At 60.6% G+C, this 20,074-nt stretch carries 17 protein-coding genes; 5 read left to right on the top strand and 12 right to left on the bottom strand.

Features of this window, described 5'->3' with window-relative positions:
- Nucleotides 1-19 precede the first annotated feature (19 nt).
- The 4 genes from G5S37_RS24005 (at nt 20) to G5S37_RS23990 (ending at nt 3,843) form a co-directional block, all read left to right on the top strand.
- Nucleotides 20-382 (top strand): nuclear transport factor 2 family protein, encoded by a 363-nt coding sequence (locus tag G5S37_RS24005; protein WP_165207386.1) that lies wholly within the window; start codon nt 20-22, stop codon nt 380-382.
- Between the two features lie 150 nt (nt 383-532).
- Nucleotides 533-1,492, top strand: a complete 960-nt coding sequence (locus G5S37_RS24000; protein WP_165207385.1) for a prolyl oligopeptidase family serine peptidase — start codon at nt 533-535, stop codon at nt 1,490-1,492.
- An 84-nt stretch (nt 1,493-1,576) separates the two neighbouring features.
- Entirely contained in the window at nt 1,577-2,182 is a 606-nt protein-coding gene (locus G5S37_RS23995) for a hypothetical protein (protein ID WP_165207384.1), read from the top strand.
- A 68-nt stretch (nt 2,183-2,250) separates the two neighbouring features.
- Nucleotides 2,251-3,843 (top strand): aldehyde dehydrogenase (NADP(+)), encoded by a 1,593-nt coding sequence (locus G5S37_RS23990; RefSeq protein WP_165207383.1) that lies wholly within the window; start codon nt 2,251-2,253, stop codon nt 3,841-3,843.
- Between the two features lie 31 nt (nt 3,844-3,874).
- On the opposite strand, the gene G5S37_RS23985 is transcribed toward G5S37_RS23990, so the two are convergent.
- Nucleotides 3,875-5,344: a sulfatase gene (locus G5S37_RS23985; protein WP_165207382.1), complete on the bottom strand. Its 1,470-nt coding sequence runs from the start codon at nt 5,342-5,344 to the stop codon at nt 3,875-3,877.
- A gap of 56 nt (nt 5,345-5,400) precedes the next feature.
- On the opposite strand from G5S37_RS23985, the gene G5S37_RS23980 reads away from it, so the two are divergent.
- Nucleotides 5,401-6,198 (top strand): SDR family oxidoreductase, encoded by a 798-nt coding sequence (locus tag G5S37_RS23980; protein WP_206026121.1) that lies wholly within the window; start codon nt 5,401-5,403, stop codon nt 6,196-6,198.
- Nucleotides 6,199-6,446: 248 nt separating this feature from the next.
- Here G5S37_RS23980 and G5S37_RS23975 read toward each other — a convergent pair whose 3' ends face one another.
- The 11 genes from G5S37_RS23975 to G5S37_RS23925 all read right to left on the bottom strand — a co-directional run bounded on the left by G5S37_RS23975 (nt 6,447) and on the right by G5S37_RS23925 (nt 20,065).
- Complete coding sequence (locus tag G5S37_RS23975) at nt 6,447-7,199, bottom strand: SDR family NAD(P)-dependent oxidoreductase (protein ID WP_165207380.1); 753 nt, start codon at nt 7,197-7,199, stop codon at nt 6,447-6,449.
- Between the two features lie 103 nt (nt 7,200-7,302).
- Nucleotides 7,303-9,081, bottom strand: coding sequence for an IlvD/Edd family dehydratase (locus G5S37_RS23970; RefSeq protein WP_165207379.1), 1,779 nt, complete (start codon nt 9,079-9,081; stop codon nt 7,303-7,305).
- 65 nt (nt 9,082-9,146) lie between these two features.
- Complete coding sequence (locus tag G5S37_RS23965) at nt 9,147-9,923, bottom strand: class I SAM-dependent methyltransferase (protein ID WP_206026120.1); 777 nt, start codon at nt 9,921-9,923, stop codon at nt 9,147-9,149.
- 65 nt (nt 9,924-9,988) lie between these two features.
- A complete protein-coding gene (locus G5S37_RS23960) occupies nt 9,989-10,729 on the bottom strand; it encodes a BPL-N domain-containing protein (protein ID WP_165207378.1) in 741 nt (246 codons plus the stop codon).
- 142 nt (nt 10,730-10,871) lie between these two features.
- Nucleotides 10,872-11,606, bottom strand: a complete 735-nt coding sequence (locus G5S37_RS23955) for a TlyA family RNA methyltransferase (protein WP_165207377.1) — start codon at nt 11,604-11,606, stop codon at nt 10,872-10,874.
- Nucleotides 11,607-11,639: 33 nt separating this feature from the next.
- On the bottom strand, nt 11,640-12,293 hold the full coding sequence (locus G5S37_RS23950; RefSeq protein WP_165207376.1) for a hypothetical protein: 654 nt from the start codon (nt 12,291-12,293) through the stop codon (nt 11,640-11,642).
- Nucleotides 12,294-12,419: 126 nt separating this feature from the next.
- Nucleotides 12,420-13,850, bottom strand: a complete 1,431-nt coding sequence (purB, locus tag G5S37_RS23945; protein WP_165207375.1) for an adenylosuccinate lyase — start codon at nt 13,848-13,850, stop codon at nt 12,420-12,422.
- 125 nt (nt 13,851-13,975) lie between these two features.
- Nucleotides 13,976-14,770 (bottom strand): SDR family oxidoreductase, encoded by a 795-nt coding sequence (locus tag G5S37_RS23940; protein ID WP_165207374.1) that lies wholly within the window; start codon nt 14,768-14,770, stop codon nt 13,976-13,978.
- A 103-nt stretch (nt 14,771-14,873) separates the two neighbouring features.
- Nucleotides 14,874-15,722: a polysaccharide deacetylase family protein gene (locus tag G5S37_RS23935; RefSeq protein WP_165207373.1), complete on the bottom strand. Its 849-nt coding sequence runs from the start codon at nt 15,720-15,722 to the stop codon at nt 14,874-14,876.
- 234 nt (nt 15,723-15,956) lie between these two features.
- Nucleotides 15,957-17,072, bottom strand: coding sequence for a recombinase RecA (gene recA / locus G5S37_RS23930; RefSeq protein ID WP_165207372.1), 1,116 nt, complete (start codon nt 17,070-17,072; stop codon nt 15,957-15,959).
- Nucleotides 17,073-17,302: 230 nt separating this feature from the next.
- Nucleotides 17,303-20,065, bottom strand: coding sequence for a TlpA disulfide reductase family protein (locus tag G5S37_RS23925; protein ID WP_165207371.1), 2,763 nt, complete (start codon nt 20,063-20,065; stop codon nt 17,303-17,305).
- Between the last annotated feature and the right edge of the window lie 9 nt (nt 20,066-20,074).

The raw sequence follows: 20,074 nt of genomic DNA, 5'->3' as shown, positions 1-20,074 counted from the left end.
TGCGTGTATGCACGGTTGCATGAGTCCCCGCGAAACTCTCGGATCATGGATCGATGCTTTCAATGCTGCCGATGCGGACAAACTTGTCGCGCTCTACCATGATGACGCAGTGAATCATCAGGTGGCGAATGCGCCAGTGGAGGGAAAGGAGGCGATTCGTGAGATGTTTCGCCGTGAGTTTGCCCAGGCGGAAATGGTGTGTATTCCAGACAACATCTTGTGCGACGGAGAGTGGGCCGTGTTGGAGTGGAAGGATCCTCTCGGGCTCCGCGGGTGTGGATTTTTCCACGTGGTGGAGGGGCGCATCAAATTTCAGCGTGGGTATTGGGACAAGCTGTCGTTCCTCAAGATGCATGGGTTGCCTATTCCCACAGAGCCGTAGTCTGGAAGAATCGGCATCGATTTTGTAACATTCCTCCCGGAATGCCAAAGTATGACTGGGCAGGTCTTTGCGCAAAATCGTAAAGACTGAGCTCTCTCGTGCGTTGTGCCCATGGAGTCCAGGAAACCGAACGTTGAGCCTATCCTCACCATGAAACGTCTGATTGCCCTTCTCACTGCCATGGGCCTGCCCATGCTCGCCAGCGCCCGCACGTGGACCGCTGCGGATGGTCGCAAGCTGGAGGCGGACCTCGTCAGCGCCACGGCTGCTGCAGTGACTGTAAAAAATGCCGCAGGCCAGACCTTCACCATTCCCCTGGAACGTTTGTCTGAAGAAGACCGGAAATGGGTGCAGTCCAATGGCGCCACTCCACCGGCAGCGAAGCCCGGTGCTCCAGCATCGCCGACGGCAAATGCACCGCACAAGCCCATCGAAGGAACATACGCTTCTCTTGTCACCGGTGACTGGGCGCTCTCCAAGCACGAGGATCTTCCCTTTGCCCTGTATGCCTCCAAGGAACTCAGCGCCTCGCAGAAGTACCCACTGGTGCTGGCCCTCCACGGCAAGAGCCAGAACGACGAGAACGGCAAGCAGGTAAACGGCTGGATGAAGTCCTTCACCAAGACGGAAAACTACGCAGCGCATCCGTGCATCATCCTGGCGCCACTTTGCTACCAGCCTTTCGGCGGCACGGGAGCTGGCTGGTATGACAAGCCGGGCACGGAGGCGGTGGACCTGGTGAAGAAGTTGATCAAGTCCCTGCCGATCGATGAAAAGCGCATCTATGTCATCGGTCACTCGATGGGTGGATTTGGCACCTGCCACCTGATGAATGCGGAACCGCGTCTCTTCACCGCCGGAGTGGCGGTGTCGGGATGCTCAGGACCGGAGACGGCGAACACCTTCAAGAAACGTCCGCTGTGGATCTTCCACGCGGTGGATGATGAAGTCGTGAAAGTCTCGGTGTCGCAAACTCTGGCGAAGGCATTGGAGCGTTCAGAGAAGACCTTCAAGTACACGGAGTTCCCGACGGGAGGACACGGGATTGCGACAAAGGTCTTCGATGATCCCGAGGTGCATAAGTGGCTCTTCGGTCAGGTGGAGAAGTAGGATCGGGGATCGGTTCTCGCGATCGCATCTCTTTATCTGAAAACTCTCTCGACGTCGTATCGCGGTTCATGCAATCTGGGGCGCATGTTCGTCCGACTGGGATCTGCGTATGAACCGCATCGTGCCCATGTGGTGCGGGGAGTGTTGGAGGCTCACGGCATTCCCGTGGAAGTCTGGCATGAGGAGGCTGCGCATCTTTACACGCCTGGATGGGAGCCGTGCTCCGTCATGATCCCGGAGGAGGAAGTGGAGGCGGCGCTGGAAGTCATGAATGCGCGACCGGAGGAGCCGCTTCCCGAGGAGGGCCTGGTAGAAACAGTGCCGCCCTTTCAAAAATATCCGGCGTTTCTTGATTGGGCCATCACTGCTGCAGCAGTGCTATTGCTCGCGGGTGCTTCACACGTGGTCGCCACGGTGGTGGACGAGCTCACAGATCACCGGTTTGGTGGGCATCATGGTGGGGGAAGGATCAGCGCGGTTGAAATGATGCTGTATCTCGTGGTCGTGGTGCCGGTCGGTGGGGTGGTTGCAGCCGCGGTCCTCAAGCTTTGTATGGTGCCTCTGGTGATTTGGGACGGGAGCCGGTGGATGGGGCTGCTGGCTTATCTGTGGGTCCGGTGGTTTTTGTTCGTAGGGGTGCCCATCGCGATAGGTTTTGTCTTCGAGGCGCTGCGATTTGCGCACCGTTAGCTCCCGGTGGGAACCCGACTTCACCCGCGCGTTTGACTTGCGCTCGTGAATCGTGACACTGGGGCACTATGACGCTTCACGGACAGTCCATCATCGCAGGCAAGACAGTCGATTCCACGGGGGAGGCTTTCACGGCCACCAATCCGGCCACGGGGAAGTCGCTGGAGCCTGTCTTCCACGAGTCCCCGGTCGATCAGGCGGATGCCGCGCTGAAGGCGGCGGATGCGGCGTTTGATGAGTTCCGCGCGAAGACCCCCGAGGAGCGCGCCAGCTTTCTGGAAGCCATCGCAGATGGCATCGATGCGCTGGGCGACGACTTGTTGAAGCGGGCCAATGAAGAAACCGGTCTGCCCATGGTACGCGTGACGGGAGAGCGCGGCCGTACGACCAGTCAGGCCCGGCTGTTTGCCAAGCTCGTCCGTGAAGGCACGTGGTTGGAGGCTCGCATCGACAAGGCCATCCCGGACCGTGCTCCTTTGCCGAAGCCGGATGTGCGCCGCATGATGGTGCCCGTGGGACCGGTGGTGGTGTTCGGTGCGAGCAATTTCCCCCTCGCCATTTCCGTTGCAGGCACGGATACCGTGAGCGCACTCGGCGCAGGTTGTCCCGTGGTGGTGAAGGCGCATCCCGGACACCCCGGCACGAGCGAGATGATCGCGCGCGTCATCACGGAAGCTGCGGAGAAGACTGGCATGCCTGCCGGTGTATTCTCCATGGTGCATGGCAAGGGTAGTGAGATCGGCATGGCGCTGGTGAAGCACTCGCTCACCGCGGCGGTGGCCTTTACGGGCTCGTTGAAAGGCGGTCGCGCGCTCTTCGATGCGGCGTCGTCACGCCCGAATCCGATTCCCTTCTATGGTGAACTGGGCAGCGTGAATCCCGTCTTCCTCCTGCCCGGCGCCTTGCAGCAGCGGGCGCCGCAGATCGCGGAGGCGTTTGTCACTTCGCTCACCATGGGTGTGGGTCAGTTCTGCACGAATCCCGGCCTCGTCTTCGGCGTGCAGAGCGATGGACTGAAGCAATTCATGGAGAAGACCTCTTTCCTCGTGAAGGCATGGCAGCCCACCTCCATGCTGCATGCCGGTATCTCAAACTCCTTCGACACCGGTGTCGCCCGTGTGATTGCCACTCAAGGTGTGGACCTCGTGGCGCGCTCGCAGACGCCCGCCAGCAAGGAAGCCTCCCAGGCCACGGCAGCGCTCTTCAGCACGGATGCCGCCAACTTCGAAAGACAGGAGTCCCTGCGTGAGGAAGTCTTCGGCCCCAGCAGTGTGGTGACGCATGTGGGCAGCAAGGAAGAACTCGAACGCATCGCCGAGAGCTTCGATGGCCAGCTCACCGCCGCTATCCATGGCACGGAGGATGACCTCCGCGAGCATGCGCGCCTCGTGCGCATTCTTGAGCGCAAGGCAGGCCGCATCATCTTCAATGGCTTCGGCACCGGCATCGAGGTCTGTCCCTCCATGCATCACGGCGGTCCCTATCCTTCGTCCACGCACAGCCACTTCACCAGCATCGGTACCGCAGCGATCTACCGCTTCGTCCGTCCCGTCTGCTACCAGGGCTTCCCGGATGATTGCCTGCCCCAGGCGATCCAGAACAAGAATGTCACCGGCGCCTGGCGCATGGTGGACGGAGAGATGACGAAGGGGGATGTGTGAGTAGATGGCAGTGAGTCTGCAGTCAGTTCCTTCACTCTACTTTCCCCGCGGGACGCACGCCTTCGCCCGTGCGTCCTTGCAACGAGTCACCCAGATCCGCGCGCATCGTTTCCGCGAGCGCGCTGAGGCGGGCGACAACATCAGGATGCTGCTCGGCGACGTTCTTCTGCTCGCCGGGATCGTCTGAGAGGTTGTAGAGAGACAGCGGCAGCTTCTCGACGCGATAACCATGACGTGAGGCGATGCCTTCGACGCCGGATTGGGTGATGGAGTCGGGCTTGAGATTCGCCCAGTTGGAAGGCTTGCCGTCGCGGCCGGGTTCGGCAGCCACGGTGAGGTAGGGGTGAGGGAAGTGCAGCTTCCATGGACCGCTGATCACGGCGTGCAACTCCGTGCCACTGTAAACGAAGAGGGCCTCGTGAGGCGACTTGGCTCCGGGCTCGTTGGTCAGTATGGGGAGGATGTTCTTGCCGTCGATCTTGAGCTTGGGCTGTGGTTGTTCGAGCAGCGCCGCCAGGGTCGGCAGGAGGTCCATGGTGGAGAGCATTTCATTACAGGTGCGTCCCGCGGGAATGCGCCCGGGCCAGCGCATGATGCAGGGTGTGCGAACACCGCCTTCGAAAGCTGTGAGCTTGCCTTCACGATAGGGCTGTGCGGTGCCTGCATTGGTGCCGTAGCTGAGGAAGGGGCCGTTGTCGGAGAAGAAGATGACCCACGTGTTCTTCTCCAGATCCAGTTCCCTCAACGTGGCGAGGATCTGGCCGATGCCGTCATCCAGTTCTTCCACCACATCGCCATACAATCCCGCGGTGCTATGTCCTTTGAATTTCTCGGAAACGAAAATGGGTACATGAGGCATGACATGGGGCACATAGAGGAAGAAGGGCCGGCCCTTGCTCTTTCGGATGAAGGACACCGCCTTCTCGGTGAACCGACGGGTGAACTGCGACTGATCGGGATTGAGCTCAATGGTTTCGCCTCCTTCAAGCAGGGGCAGATCAGGCATGTTCTTGATGGTGGGATGGAAGGGGCCGTTGTCGTTCGAATACGGAATGCCGAAGAAGTCATCGAACCCATGGTAGTTCGGACCAAGACCAGCGAGCCCGAGGTGCCACTTGCCGTAGCAGGCGGTGATGTAGCCACGCGCTTTGCAAACTTCCGGCAGGAGCAGTTCCTCCAGACTGATGCCGTTGGGGCTGGTGTGATTCAAGGCACCCTGCAGGCCGATGCGGTTTGCATAGCATCCGCTCATGAGCGAAGCCCGGGAGGCGGTGCACACGGCCTGGGAAACATAGAAGCTGGTGAATCGCGTGCCCTCGCCTGCCAGTCGATCCAGATTGGGCGTCTTGATGCCTTGTGCACCAAAGCACCCAACGTCCGAGTAGCCCAGGTCATCCGCCACGATGAGCACGATGTTCGGCGGCGGCTCAGCGGCCATGGATGGCGCTGCCACAAAAGTGGCGAGACAAGCGACAATCGTGGGAAGGAAACGAGAAAGCATCGCGGGAGGAAACGTGAAGATGCGGTGCGCGCTTGCACGAACTGAAAGTCCCCGTCATGCTCGCCTCCACATCTCTTCTTATGTTCTCTCTCTCCGGCAAAACAGCAATCATCACGGGTGCAGGCAGCGGAATTGGCAAGGCGATTGCCGTGGCCTTTGCAAAACAAGGTGCACATGTGGAGGTGCTGGATCTGAATGAATCCACGGCCGCTGAGGTGGTGGCGGAAATCAAGAGTGCCGGAGGCAGCGCTGCCGCCAGCTCCTGCGATGTGGCCGATGCGGGTTCCGTGGAAGCCGCGTTTGAAGCCGCGTGGAAACGCCAGCAGCGTCTCGACATTCTCGTGAACAACGCGGGCATCGCGCATGTGGGCAATGTACTGAATACTTCAGAGACCGATCTTGATCGCATCTACAACGTGAATGTGAAAGGCGTGGCGCATTGTTTGAAAGCGGGCGTGAAACGCATGCTCACGCATGGTGGCGGTGTGGTGCTGAATCTCTGCTCCATCGCCGCGCTCATGGGGATCGGCGATCGTTTTGCCTACAGCATGAGCAAGGGCGCCGTCCTTGCCATGACCTACAACGTGGCGCAGGACTACATGAAGCAGAACATCCGCTGCAACGCCCTCTGCCCCGGCCGCATCCACACGCCCTTTGTGGATGGCTTCATTAAGAAGAACTATCCGGACAGGGTGGACGAGATGTTTGAGAAGCTGTCGAAGACGCAGCCCATTGGGAGAATGGGAACGCCAGAGGAAGTGGCTGCTGCTGCGGTGTTCTTGTGCAGTGACGAAGCGAGCTTTATCACTGGCGTGGCGTATCCCGTTGACGGTGGGACGCTGTACTTGAGGTGATCAAATCCAGTCTATTGGGCCGCTGAACACTGGGATCTGTCTCATCGGCCAATAGAGGGTCATCATTGCACGGTGAGCTGGTGTGTCTGGAATACGCCAGCGAAGAGTAGAGATGGGACTGGGACCGGCACCAAGACCAGGGTAATAGTGTTCCTTCTTGTAGAAAAGGAAGGACACAACATATCCGACGAGGAACGCCGAGACTAGTAAGGCTGCGGTCCCACTTCTACTCATGTAGATTCAACGGATTAGTAGGTTGCTCGACCACCCGACAAATCAAACACTGCACCCGTGCTGAACGAGCAGTCAGCTGAGCACAGCCAGCCTATCAGCGACGCTGCTTCCTCGACCTTCCCGAAGCGGTTCATCGGAATTTTGGAGCGCATGTAATCGATGTGCTGCTGGGTAAGCTGCTTCAAAATATCAGTCTCAATCACGGCAGGCGTGACGCAGTTTACGCAGATGTTCGAAGTGGCGAGTTCCTTGCCGAGAGATTTCGTCAAACCAATCACACCCGCCTTCGCCGCACTGTAGTGAGCAGCGTTGGGATTGCCTTCTTTGCCCGCGACGCTCGCAATGTTCACGACACGTCCGTAGCCGTTCTTCAGCAAATAGGGAATGGTCGCGCGGCAGACGAGGAAGACGCCGGTGAGATCGATGTCCACCACGCGTCGCCAATCGGCGACATCCAACTCCCAGGTCTTGGCATTGGTGCCTGCGATACCAGCGTTATTCACGACCACAGAGATGGAGCCAAAGTGCTCTGCTGTCGCGTCCGCAGCCGCTTGGGTGGAAGCCTCCGAAGTGACATCGACCTTCGCAGTATGGACAGCGCCCAGGGACGAGAGCTTTGCTTTCGCGCTTTCGAGAGCAGCATCATCCACATCCCAAAGGGAGACAGAGGCTCCGGACTGAAGCAGGCGTTGGGCAATGGCGTAGCCAATGCCGCGTGCGCCTCCGGTGATGACGGCGACTTGATCGGTGAGGTCGAGGTTGTTCATGTGCGAACCGAGCTAACGGAGCGACATGCCAAGGTTTGCATGCGCAGGTTGCCTGCTCTCCTACTTTTGAGTCGTGGCTGGCATCTCATCAAGTTAGGTGGCCTCAATGATTGTCCCGCGGCACCGCGGCACCCACATTCCGGTAGCAGGTCGCGAAGTCGAGGCACATGCCAGTACTGAGCTGGCCGCTGCACTTGCGGTGGATTTCCTGCCAGGGGGTCTGGTTCTCCAGCACCGGCGGCTTCCAAGCAGCGCGGCGGGTGTTCCATTCATCCTCGGGCACGAGAGCATCGCAGCGGCAGGTGTTCAGGTCGATGACCATGCGATCACCGGTTTGCAGCAACGCAAGTCCACCACCGATAGCGGACTCTGGTGACGCGTTGAGTACGCTGGGGCTGGCGCTGGTGCCGCTCTGGCGTCCATCGCCAACGCAGGGCAGTTCGGTGATGCCGCGCTTCACGAGATAGTCAGGCGGTGTCATGTTCACCACTTCAGGAGCGCCGGGATAGCCGATGCTGCCACTGCCGCGCACGACGAGGAAGCAGTTCTCATCGATATCCAGTGCAGGGTCATTGATGCGCTCGTGGTAGTCCTCGGTGCCTTCAAATACGATGGCGCGGCCTTCGAAGCGATTCTCGCTGCCGGGCTTGGAAAGATAACGGCGGCGGAAGTCTTCGCCGATGACGCTGGTCTTGATGAGGGCACAGTCGAAGAGATTGCCGCTCAACACCAGGAAGCCCGCCTTCTCACGCAGAGGCGTGGCGTAGAGACGGATGACGTCGGTGTTGGCGACTTCCACCTTCGAGCAGTTCTCGCTGATGGACTTGCCGTTCACGGTGATTGCTCCTTCGTGGATGCGACCGGCGCGGATGAGTTCGCCCAGCACAGCAGGCACACCACCGGCGCGATGGAATGCTTCACCAAGCCACTTGCCGGCGGGCATGCAGTTCACCAGCAGTGGGACATCATAGCCAACCTTCTGCCAGTCCACGGTGTCCAGCTCCACACCCATGTGGCGCGCGATGGCGACGAGGTGAGGCGGGCAATTCGTGCTGCCGCCGATGGCGGAGTTTACCACGATGGCGTTCTCAAAGGCCTCGCGCGTGAGCACCTTCTGTGGCGTGAGATCTTCCCGCACCATCTGCACGATACGCAGGCCCGTTTCATAGGCGATCTGGCCACGCTCCCGATAGGGCGCGGGAATGCTGGCGCAGCCGGGCAGACTCATGCCGAGCGCTTCGGCAAGGCTGTTCATGGAGAGCGCGGTGCCCATGGTATTGCAGTGGCCCGCGCTGGGAACACTCGCGCAGGAGCGATCCATGAACTCTTCGTAATCGATCTTACCCGCAGCGTAGAGTTTTCTAGACTCCCACACAATGGTGCCGCTGCCTGCGAGGTTGCCCTTGTGCCAGCCATCCAGCATGGGGCCGCCGCTGAGGATGATGCTCGGAAGGTTCACCGTGGCTGCCGTCATGAGCGCAGCGGGCGTGGTCTTGTCGCAACCCGTGGTGAAGATGACACCGTCGAAGGGATTGCCGTGAATCACCTCCACCATGCCGAGGTAGGAGAGATTGCGATCCAGCGCAGCGGTGGGGCGACGCACGGTTTCCTGGATGGGATGCACGGGGAACACGAATGGAATGCCGCCTGCATCACGCACTCCAGCCTTGGCACGCTCCACCGTTTCGAGGTGGATGCGATTGCACGGCGCGATATCGCCGCCGGTCTGCGAGATGCCGATGACCGGGCGGCCGCTTTGCAGTTCCTTGCGCGTGATGCCGTAGTTCACCAAGCGCTCCACATAGAGCGCGGTCATGCCGGGGTTGTCCGGATTGTTGAGCCAGAGTTCGCTGCGGAGACCGTGAGGGGTGGGGTGAGGCATGGGAAAAGAGTCAACGGTCCGAAGGCCGCCGGTCAAGCATCAATGAATGGGCGCTGGCCTCTTGTTCAGGCCTTCAGCGCTCGGGTAGCCACGTAGCAGGGCATCTTCGCGGAAAGGGGGTGTTTCTCCGGAGCCCAGGCGTCTTCATAGAATCCTGTGATGGAAAATCCGGCGGCGATCTGGCCTCCGATTTGATCCTCCAAGGTGTGCCCGAACCCGAGCGGCTCACCCGAATCCGTATAACGTCTGCGTTCTTCTTCCGTGAGTTCGAGGTCAGAGTACGGCGCGCGGTATTTGATTTGAAGTACGCCCTTGGCTTCCAGATCCGGATCGAGCACCCAGGTGATGGGATTGCAGAAGCCGGAGAGCATCACCCCGCCTTTCTTCAGCACGCGGTGGGCCTCGCGCCACACGGGTTTGATGTCCGGTACAAAACAGTTCGAGCAGGGGTGGATGATGAGGTCGAAGGTTTCGTCGCCGAAAATGGAGAGGTCAGCCATGTCGCCTTGCACCGTGCGGAGGGGCAAGCCTTCACGCTTCGCCACCAGATCATCCTGGGCCAGTTGGGCGGGGGAGTTGTCGAAGATGGTCACTTCACCTCCTGCCGCCGCGAGAAGGGGACCTTGCTGCCCGCCACCGGCTGCGAGGCCCAGGACCTTCTTTCCTTGGAGAGACGGAAACCAATCGGCAGGGACGGGCTTGAGTGGAGTCAGTACGATGCTCCAGTCTCCCTCGCGCGCCTTGGCGATGGCTTCTGCGGTGACGGGCACTGTCCACTCGTTGCCTTGGGTAACTCGGCGATTCCAGGCTTCACGATTGTAGGCAAGAATGTCAATCGACATGGGCGGAGCCTAACCACGATTGCCTGCATAAACCACCGATTTCGATGGCTCATGGCCCCATGAATTTATCGCCCTGCGGCCCACTTCACCGCGCTCGCCACGAAGGCATCCATGCCCGCTGTCTGCTCAGGATGCGGGCTGGAGATGATGACGCGACCCTTGCCGAAGGTGCTGCGCGCCCATGCGGGGCTGTTGACCATCGCACCTTTGGGACTGCCATTCTCCGCGAGTTCGGTGCGGAAGGTGGCGAGGGTTTCGTAGTCGGGAATATCTGCGAGTTCGGCGGGCTTGATGATTGGGCCGTTCGCGTACCGGATCGATTGCTCGCCGGCGCTGATGCCTGTGGCCGCGGGAGCCTTCTCGTGCACTTCGATTTTCACATCACCGATGCCGCGCTTCCATTTGTTGGAAACGGTCTTGGCATCGAGCACTCCGAGGCTCCAATCGAAGCCTGCACAGGCGAGATACGCTCCCGCGCAAATGCCGACGTAACCGCCTCCGTTTTCCACGAACTTGCGGACTTCTGCTTTGCCTGCTTCGCCGAGCCCTGCGGCTTGTTTGCTGCCGCTGCCGCCGGTGAAGATGACCACGTCTTGATCCTTGAGCGCGCCCGTGGCGATGTCCGTGCCTTTAAGGATGGTAAGTTTGAAGGCGAAGTCCTTGCCGAGAAGTTCCGTGACACGCGGCACGCCTTTTCCAGTAGAGCCTGCGTCATCGTAGAGCGCGACGCGGATGGGTTTGGTCTCCTGCGCGGGAAGAGAAGTGATGAAGGCGGCGAGGATCGTGAGGGTGAGAAGGGCCTTCATGTGGTGAAAGTGCTGCCGGATAGGAATGGTCTCTAGCGAGTTGAGCGTGGAATACGCCGGCCGGAGGCCAGCGCTCCCAGGGCTGCTGGGTGTAACGACATGGGAACTCGATTTGTTCCGTGGTCTTTCAAAGACCTTCCCTTCAGGCGTGGTAGCCAATCCACGCGAGGAACTCGCGATTGCCATCAGTGCCCTGGATGGGGGACTCCATGAGGCCGCGCCATTCCCAACCGGGCTGGGCGCGTGCGAAGTCCTCGATCTTTTTGCACGCTTTCTCGTGAAGCGTTTTCTCACGCACAATGCCGCCGCGCCCAATCTCCTCCTTGCTCAACTCGAACTGGGGTTTGATCAGCACCACCGCGTGGCCGCCCGGGCGCAATGTCTGGAAGGCTGGCGGCAGTACAAGGGTGAGAGAAATGAAGGAGACATCCGCCACGATGAGGTCCACGGGCTCTGGCACATCCTCCTTGTTGAGGTGACGTACGTTGTAGTTTTCCCGGGACACCACGCGGGGATCGCTGCGCAGCTTCCACACGAGTTGATTGGTGCCGACGTCGAAGGCATACACCTTCGCAGCACCGCGTTGCAGAAGGCAGTCGGTGAAGCCGCCGGTGGAAGCGCCCACGTCGAGGCAGGTCATGCCGGTGACGTCGATGCCGAAATGCTCCAGCGCGCCTTCCATCTTGAACCCGCCACGGCTCACGAACTTTGGCTGGGCCTTGATGCGGATCTCGGCGTCATCAGGCACCAGTTGGCCCGCCTTCGTGACGGGCTCATCATTCACCAGCACATCGCCAGCAAGGATGAGGCGTTTGCCTTTCTCGCGTGATTCGCAAAGGCCACGCGCCACGAGCAGGTGGTCGAGCCGCTGCTTCATGTGCTTTTAGCGATCCTGCGTGTCACCTGTGGCTCAGGCCTCGGGCGGCATGTCCTGGATGACTTCATCACCGACTTCAATCGTCACGCCCACAGGCACGGTATCCACGGGGAGGTCCGCCACGGAGCCTTCGTCACTCACTTCCGTGACCTTGATACGGCCGATGATGGCACCGCCACGGCGGATGGAGAAGATCATGTCCTTCTCCAGCTTGCGCTTGCTGCCGGCATTGATGACCACAAAGCCGAATTCCTTCTGATACTCCGTCACCTTGGCCAGGGTGGGAGCCGCCGAGATCATGCGCTGGCGGGGACTCATGGGAGGCGGGGCGATATCCGCAGGATTCATCCCGGGAGGCAGCGACATTGCGCCCGGCAGCGATCCAACCGGGGAACCAGCAGGTGCGGAGTAGGAGCCCGCGGGACGACCGACAGGGGGAGGAATGGCGCCAGGCGAGCCTTGATTGCGCGACATCTGGTTCAAAAGTTCCTGTTCCTTGCCGGCAATCAAGTCCTGCTCAGCCACGCTCGGAGGCTGGCCGCCGGGGGCTGCGGCATCATTGCCATGCGCACGCGTGAGCATTTCCAGTTTGTTGCTCAAGCCCCGGGCCTTTGAGTTCGATTCGAAAAGCAGCCAGCCCATGACGCCGATAAGAGTGCAGACAAGTACGATGGCGACGATTTTCATGCAGGATGCAGCGGTGTCTCTGAAGTGAAAGGGTGGGAAGAGGGGGAGGATTGGACCCGGGATTAAATGGGGCGTTGAATCATGTTGCCCTGTTTCAGTCCCGGTGAAAATACCAATCTGCGGGGATCAAAGGATGGAGCCGGGCTCGTAGGCAGCCGCCGTGGGGTGCTTGCCAGCCAGGGTGGCGACCTTTGCCGCGAAGTGATCTACCTGGGCGGCGGCGTCTCCGGAGTTAGCGCGGCCTTTCTCGAAGACCGCATCGAACTGGTCCGTGGAAAGTCCCAAGCGGGAGTCGGCAGCGAGACGGTCGAAGAGATTGTTCGTGCTCACCTTGCCGGTGCGCAGGTCCTTGGCCACGGCCACGGCGTGTTCCTTGATCGCCTCGTGGGCTTCCTCGCGGCCAGCGCCGGTCTTCACGGCTTCCATGAGCACGGTGGTGGTGAGGAGGAAGGGGAGGTAACGCTGAAGCTCCTGGGCGACGACGGCCTCGAAGACTTCCATCTGGTTCAGCACGGTGAGCAGGGTTTCCAGCAGGCCGTCCATCGCGAGGAAGGCATCCGGCAGCATCACGCGGCGGACCACGGAGCAGGAGACATCGCCTTCATTCCACTGGTCACCGGCAAGTCCGGCGGCCATGGCGAGGTAGCCCTTCAGCACCACGTGCAGGCCATTGATGCGCTCGCAGGAGCGGCTGTTCATCTTGTGCGGCATCGCGGAGGAGCCGACCTGGCCCTTCGCAAAACCTTCGCTGGCAAGTTCGTGCCCGGCCATGAGGCGCAGGGTGCGGGCGAAATCTCCAGGGCCGCTGGCGAGGTCGCACAGCGCGCTGATGACGCGAAAGTCGAGACTGCGGGGATAGACCTGGCCCACGGCATCCAGCGAAGCGGGAAGGCCGAGGTGCGCTACGATCTTCGCATCCAAAGAGCGGGCCTGCGCGGCGTCTCCACCGAAGAGGCTGATCTGGTCAAGGCGTGTGCCCACGGCGCCCTTCAGGCCGCGCGCGGGATAGGTGGCGATGACGTTCTCAAGCTGCTGCAGGCCGCCCAGCATTTCCTCGCCGAACATGGCGATGCGCTTGCCCACTGTGGTGACCTGCGCGGCCACGTTGTGCGTGCGGGCGGTGAAAGGAATGTCGCGGGTCTCGTTGGCGCGAGCGGCGAACTTCGTGAGTGCTGCCACGGCCTTGTCGCGGATGACCTGCAGGGAGCGGAAAACCTGGAGCTGCTCCACGTTCTCCGTGAGGTCACGGCTGGTCATGCCCTTGTGGATGTGCTCGTGCCCGGCGAGGTCGCAGAACTCCTCGATGCGCGCCTTCACGTCATGGCGCGTGACGCGCTCGCGCTGCATGATGCTTTCCAGGTTCACCTGGTTCTTCACGCGCTCGTAGCTCTCGATGACTCCGTCCGGGATGCTGATGCCCAAGTCCTTCTGCGCCTTCATCACGGCGATCCAGAGTTCACGTTCAAGCCGCACCTTGCCTTCGCCGGACCAGATGGCCCTCATCGGGGCGGTGGCGTAGCGCTCAGCGAGAACATTGGAGATGACGTCTTCAGGCATAGTGGGAATTGGGGCAGGCATCATGCGTCATCTGGCGCTTTTCGCAAATCAAACGCCGGGGGAGGGGAGCATTCATGAGCCCCCTTCCCTTGCCCCTTTTCTCTTACCCCTTGTCCCTCTGCGGTTTACTTCTTCTTCGGCAGGGCACGGGTGGCGCCGCCGCTGATGCCGCCGTCCACCAGCAGGGTCTGGGCGGTCACGTAACGGCTTTCCTCGCTCGCGAGGAAGACGAGTGGCCCTTCGAGGTCGTCCATGGAGCCGGGGCGCTTGAGCGGGATGCGGTCGCTGAGGTACTCCACCCATTCGGCGTCCTGGTACATGACGGCGTTCTGGGCCGTCTTAAACCAGCCGGGAGCCAGCACGTTCACGGTGATGCCGTGGACACCCCAGTCATCCGCGAGGGCCATGGCCATCTGCTTCACGCCGCCGCGGCTGGCGCCGTAGGGGGCCAGACCGGCGTAACCTGCCACGCAGGTCACGGAGCCGATGAGGATCACACGGCCGTACTGCGCGGGGATCATGAGTTCCTTGGCGGCCTGCTGGGCGAGGAAGAAGGAGCCGCGCAGGTTGGTATCGAGAATCAGGTTCCAGTCATCCCAGGTCACATCCACGGCGGGCTTGCGCACATTGCAGCCGGCGTTGCACACCAGGATGTCCAGCTTGCTGAAGCAGGCTTTGGCCTCCTGCACGGCGTTCACGATGCTGTCCAGCGAACGTACGTCCAGCTCCAGCGGCAGCACCTTGCGCCCCATGTCCTCGATGCGCTTCTTGATGTCATCGAGCGACTTCAGCGTGCGGCTCGTCAGCACCAGATCCGCCCCCGCCTGCGCCAGCGTGAGGGCGAACCGCTCTCCCAGACCGCGGGAAGTTCCGGAAACAAAGGCGACACGATCCGCGAGAGAGAAGGAAGGGGTGTTCATGAAATGGAGAGATGGAAAAGGGTGGGGACGTTGGCGAAGGCCTCCCTGAATGCAAGTGGGGAACGAGCATGGTTGTCCCGTGGCTGTCGCGACCTCACGTCGGCTACCGCTTCAGGTCGCGGTAGCCGATCAACTGGATACCCCGGGCTTTGATGGCCTCACGCACTTGGGGACTGGTGAAGGTATCGGTCACCCCCTGACGGTCCACAGCCACGTTCTCATAGCCAATGTGATGGATGGCCCGCACCTCCGGCACATCCAGACCGGGGTGATCCACGAAGAGATAGGTCTTCCCTGCCTCGAGGCCTTCGAGCATCTTGATGAAGCTGGAAATCTTCTCTTCAGAGGTCCCTTTCGGCCCCTGATAGCTGACTCGTTTCACTCCCAGACTACCCGGCCCAAGAGCAAGCTTGTATTCGCTCGCCAACCGTTGTGCCATGGATGAGACTTCACTGTTCAGCTCCGAGCATCCCATGTGATGTGTTACATGGCTGATGCGGGGGATCTTTTTCAGAGCCAGTTCAATCTGGGCGCGGAACTCCTTTTCAATTTCTTCGAGCTTCCACTTATTCTCCGCGATCGCACGTCCCGGATAGTTCTTGTTCGGGAAGATCATGGGGAAGAAATAGCCGTCCGCATCGCGCAGGCTGGGGCACTCCGTGAGAGGCCGCCACTTCACGTTGTCCCATTCGCTGCTCAGGCAAAGATGAATGCCAACATCGACCTCGAGATGCTCGGTGAGCATCGCCACAGCCTCAGGAAACCAGGGAGAGGGCACGATCACTTCCACGGAGGTCGCAATACCCTCCTTGTAGGTTTTCAGGATGGCCTCGTTCCCCGCGTGGGAATAGCCCATGTCATCTGCGCGAACGAGCAGACGCGGAGGTGCAGTTTGAGCTTGGGCCATGCTCAGGCTCACCGACAGGCACAGGAGCAGGATGAGTGTTTTCATCAGAAGGCGTCGTAGGACCGGACTTCGAAGCCGGTAGGTTGCGTGAAGTTTCACTGCACGCGGACACTGTCGACAAGACCAATCTTTGACCGCCCCGCCCACCAGTCATCAGAATCGACGTGCCCTTCCGTCTGCAAAACATGGATAGGGTGAGCCATCACAAAACACAAAAACACCGCCTGGCATGCAGGCGGTGTCCCCAGCAACGAGGAAATTGAAATGTGCCAGGCGCGATTACTCTCCAGCGGACTCACCGTCACTGCTGCTGCTGCTACCGCCACCGCCCTTGCTTGCGGCGGTTCCATTCTTCTCAGCGAGTTTCTCCTTCACGGCGACTTCGACCTCGGCGTAGAGCGTGGCGTCACCCTTCAGGGCTTCCTTGCAGGCGTCGCGGCCTTGGGCGAGTTGCGTGCCCTTGTAGCTGATCCAGGAGCCGCGCTTCTGTAGGATGTCGAACTCCAGCGCAAGGTCCAGCAAGGAACCAACGCCGCTGATGCCCTCGTTGTACATGAGGTCGAACTCGGCTTCCGTGTAGGGAGGCGCGAGCTTGTTCTTCACGATCTTCACCTTGGTGCGGTTGCCCGTGACCGTGCCATCCGTGGACTTGATGGCGCCGATGCGGCGGATGTCGATACGGGTGCTGGCGTAGAATTTCAGGGCCTTGCCGCCCGGGGTCGTTTCGGGATTGCCGAACATGATGCCCACCTTCTCACGAATCTGGTTCGTGAAGACGCAGCAGGTGCGGGCCTTGCTGATGATGGCGGTGAGTTTTCTCAGGGCGGCGCTCATGAGGCGGGCCTGGGCGCCCACGGTGGCGTCGCCGATTTCACCCTCGAGTTCCTGCCGCGTCACGAGGGCGGCCACGGAGTCGATGACGATGACGTCCAGCGCGTTTGAGCGCACGAGAGTTTCGCAGATGCGCAGGGCTTCTTCACCGCTGCTGGGCTGGGAGACGAGGAGCTCCTCCATCTTCACGCCGAGCTTGCGGGCGTAGCCGGGGTCGAGGGCGTGCTCCACGTCAATGAAGGCGGCGAGGCCGCCTGTCTTCTGGGCTTGGGCGATGACCGTCAGGGTGAGGGTCGTCTTACCGGAGGATTCCGGGCCGTACACTTCTACGATACGGCCGCGGGGGAAGCCGCCCACGCCAAGGGCCTGGTCGATGAGGAGGTTCCCGGTGGGGATGACGCTCACGTCTACCTTGGAGCTGTCATCCATGCGGAGGATGGCGCCTTCGCCGTAGTCCTTCTGGATTTGCTGGATGGCTTGGTCCAGGTTCCGCGCCCGCGCCTCGGCAATCTTGTTCTGTGCGGCGGTTTCAGAGGAGGGTGCTTCTTTCGGTGCGCGGGCCATAATGTGTCGGATTAGTGTTCAGTGGACGGGTTCTCGTAATTTGCCGATGATGTTCGAATGAACAGAAAACGCAAGGGCAAATTGCAAATATTCGCCGGACACCGGGAAAATTGATACCTCCCCGGGGGGAGTCCGAGCATTAACCGACCTGTCTTTGGCTGGCAATGCCTACCGAGATCTTTTTGGCTGGTGACCCAAGCCTTGGTACGCAGGCTGGTTCAACGGACACTTCACTCCTTCCCCAAGCCCTGCTTCATGGGATAGCCAAACTGGGTGCTGTGAAGGATGCCTTCCCGCCCGACACGCAGGGTGGTGGGCCAGCAGCGCACCTTCAGGCTGCGGGCAATGTGCCGGTCTGGATCCTGCCCCAGGATGAAGGAGAGTTGGTACTGGTCACGAATGCGCGAGATGACCTCCGCGTCCTCGTCGCCGCAAAGTCCCACGATGATGAGCTCGCCGTCGGTTTTCTGAATCTCCTGCAAGCGCTGCAATTCGCGGAGAGAGGGTTGGGACGTCGACTTCCAGAAGCAGAGCATCAGTTCCTTCTCGGAAAAGTCCTCCAGCCGTATGAAGCTGCCCTGGTCATCGATGAAGCTGATAGAAGGCAGGAGGTTGCCGGGGCGGATGGCAGGCTCCGGGAGCCGGCCTTTGGCGGCGGGGGCAGGCACGATTTCCTTGTCCAGCACGGCTGCGAGTTCCCCAGGATCCACTGCGCCATCGACGCCCCAGACAGGCTCCTGCCGGGCATTCACAAAGAAGGTGGCGGGTGTGCTGCTCGCGTGGAACATCTCGGACCAGCCCTGGTTGAGATCTTCCGCGATCTGGATGTGCACCGGAGACTGGCCTTCCTTTTGCCCGACCTTCTCGTGCGGCCCGTCGAGGCCCAGCTTCGCTTCCATTTCGGTGCGATGCACCTTGAGGCTTCCTTGAGGCACCACGACCACGAGGGTGAGGGCGAACCTTTTCTTCTTCATCAAAGCCAGGGCCTCATGAATGGCCTGCATGGGTTGCTCCGCATTCCAGTCCAGGAAATGCACAAGGTGATTGGTGGTTAGTTCACCCGCGGGCCAGTCATGTGCGGCGGCGTCGATGTGGGCAAAGACGAGATCTTCGAGAATCAGTTCACCGGTGAAGTCCGGCCAGATGTTGGGGATCTCGAACTTCTTCCAGTTCGGCAGAATGAAGATCGGTGGGAGCACGACCGGCGCGCACAGCCCGTGGGTGTTGTCTGCTCCCCACACCTCGTCTCCGTCTTCCACCACGCCTCTGAGATTTCTCCGGGAGCCATAGATGGTGAGGCACACGGTGGTGCTGCGAGGCAGCGTCCATGCATGGGGGAACATGAAATGCTCCGTCTCCTCTCCGGAGAACTTGGGCATGCCTTCCCACGGAAGGGTCCACAACAGCCCTGTGCCCGCGAGTGCCTTCTGGAAGGGCACCTTTTCGTACATGCCCCAGACCAGCTTTTCGATACGACCTCCAGGTATCCAGCTATGCAGTGCCGTGTAACTGTCGCCATCGTCGGCGCTTCGGATGTCGGCAATCGGCGCCATGCGCTTCCCGCCGGAGATGGAGCCGCGCACAATCAGGCCATTGGTATTGACCTCGATGTTCTTGTATTCCACCGCGAGAACCGGGTCGAACCGACGCAGGGCGATTCCAATGCGCAGGAGCGCTCCCTTGCCGATCTCAGGGGACTCGGCGTTCTGAAAGATCTTTGGAACCATCTGCTGCACCGCGGGCAGGGCTCGATTGCGGGCATCGCGTGCCGCCTTCCACGCTGCGTCAGGGATGCCGAACTCGTCTGGTGCGCCCGTGACTTTCAGATCGCTGTCCACGGCCGTGAGGGTGATCGTGCGCGGCGCCAACTGAAAGTGCATCCCCTGGGTGATGGCGATGTCGTACGATTCTTGAATCGATCCAAATATGGCGGAGGCCAGGAGCTTGGCATCGACTCGCAGCGTCACGAGCCCGGCACTCCACTCCAACCTCGCGTCCAGGATGCGCAGCGTGAATTGAGCGACACTGAAACCGAAAATCAGGGCATCCACATTCACCGTGATCCTCACGCTGAAACCGCGCAGCGGAGCCAGCGCAGGCTCGAATTGCGTTCCCACGAACTCCTTGCTCACCGCGAGGGCGAAGTCCTGATTTCCCAGCCAGGCATTGTTGAGGCTGTTCGCGCTTCCCACAGGCACCCCGCCCGTGAGGGATATCGGGATCGCGAGCACCTGGCTGGTGCCGCTGCCGATCGCCTTGAATGAGCCCGCGAAGCCAAAGTCGCTGGTGAAATCCACCAGGCTGGGACGGAAGCGTTCGCGCACGAGGATGCCGATTTCCTTCGTGATGGCAGCGGTGACGACGTGGGGCAGCGTGGTGTTGGAGATGAAGGAAACCTTGCTGTCGTCTTCCGGGGGCACGACCTTGAGAGAGTTGCCCTCGCGCTTCAATTCATAACCGATGCGCACCTCTCCATGAATACGCTCCGGTAGCAGATGGCTGGGAGTGTCCGCGAGGTATCGTGCGCGTACGAAGACATGCACCGTGACCTTGTTGATGTCGCCATTGGCGAGGATCACGAAAGGCGCGGAGATTTGTACCTCAGCCAGCCCGCGTGCGATGCTGGTGCTGTCTGCCGAGAGGGAGGTGAGATTCTCCCAATTTGGAAGGTTCTCCCCCGCCACTGCGGCTATCTCTGGAGGCAGGCTTTCCAGCATGCTGGAGACACTGGGAAGGCCGATTCCAGAGCCTTTTCCTGTTTGCTCCATCTGGTGGTGATGAGCTTGCACTGCCAGGCGCAGGAGGTGAGGATCGATGCCAAAGGGCGGCGGCCCCAGGCGAATCTTGTCCGCGTGCGGGAAGGTGGGCAGCTTGGAGGCTGCGTTCTGCTCCTTCTCCCAGCGGTTTTGATGCATGGTGGCCAGCAGACCATTGAGGCGCTGCACGCTGATCTGCAGGGCCGCATCGAAAACTCCCGTCAGTTGGTTTGCCATGGCTGGTTG

This window comes from Roseimicrobium sp. ORNL1 (assembly GCF_011044495.1).
Lineage (GTDB): Bacteria > Verrucomicrobiota > Verrucomicrobiia > Verrucomicrobiales > Verrucomicrobiaceae > Roseimicrobium.
The sequence above is the reverse complement of the archived record's forward strand: the minus strand, read 5'-3'. Positions and strand labels throughout refer to the sequence as shown.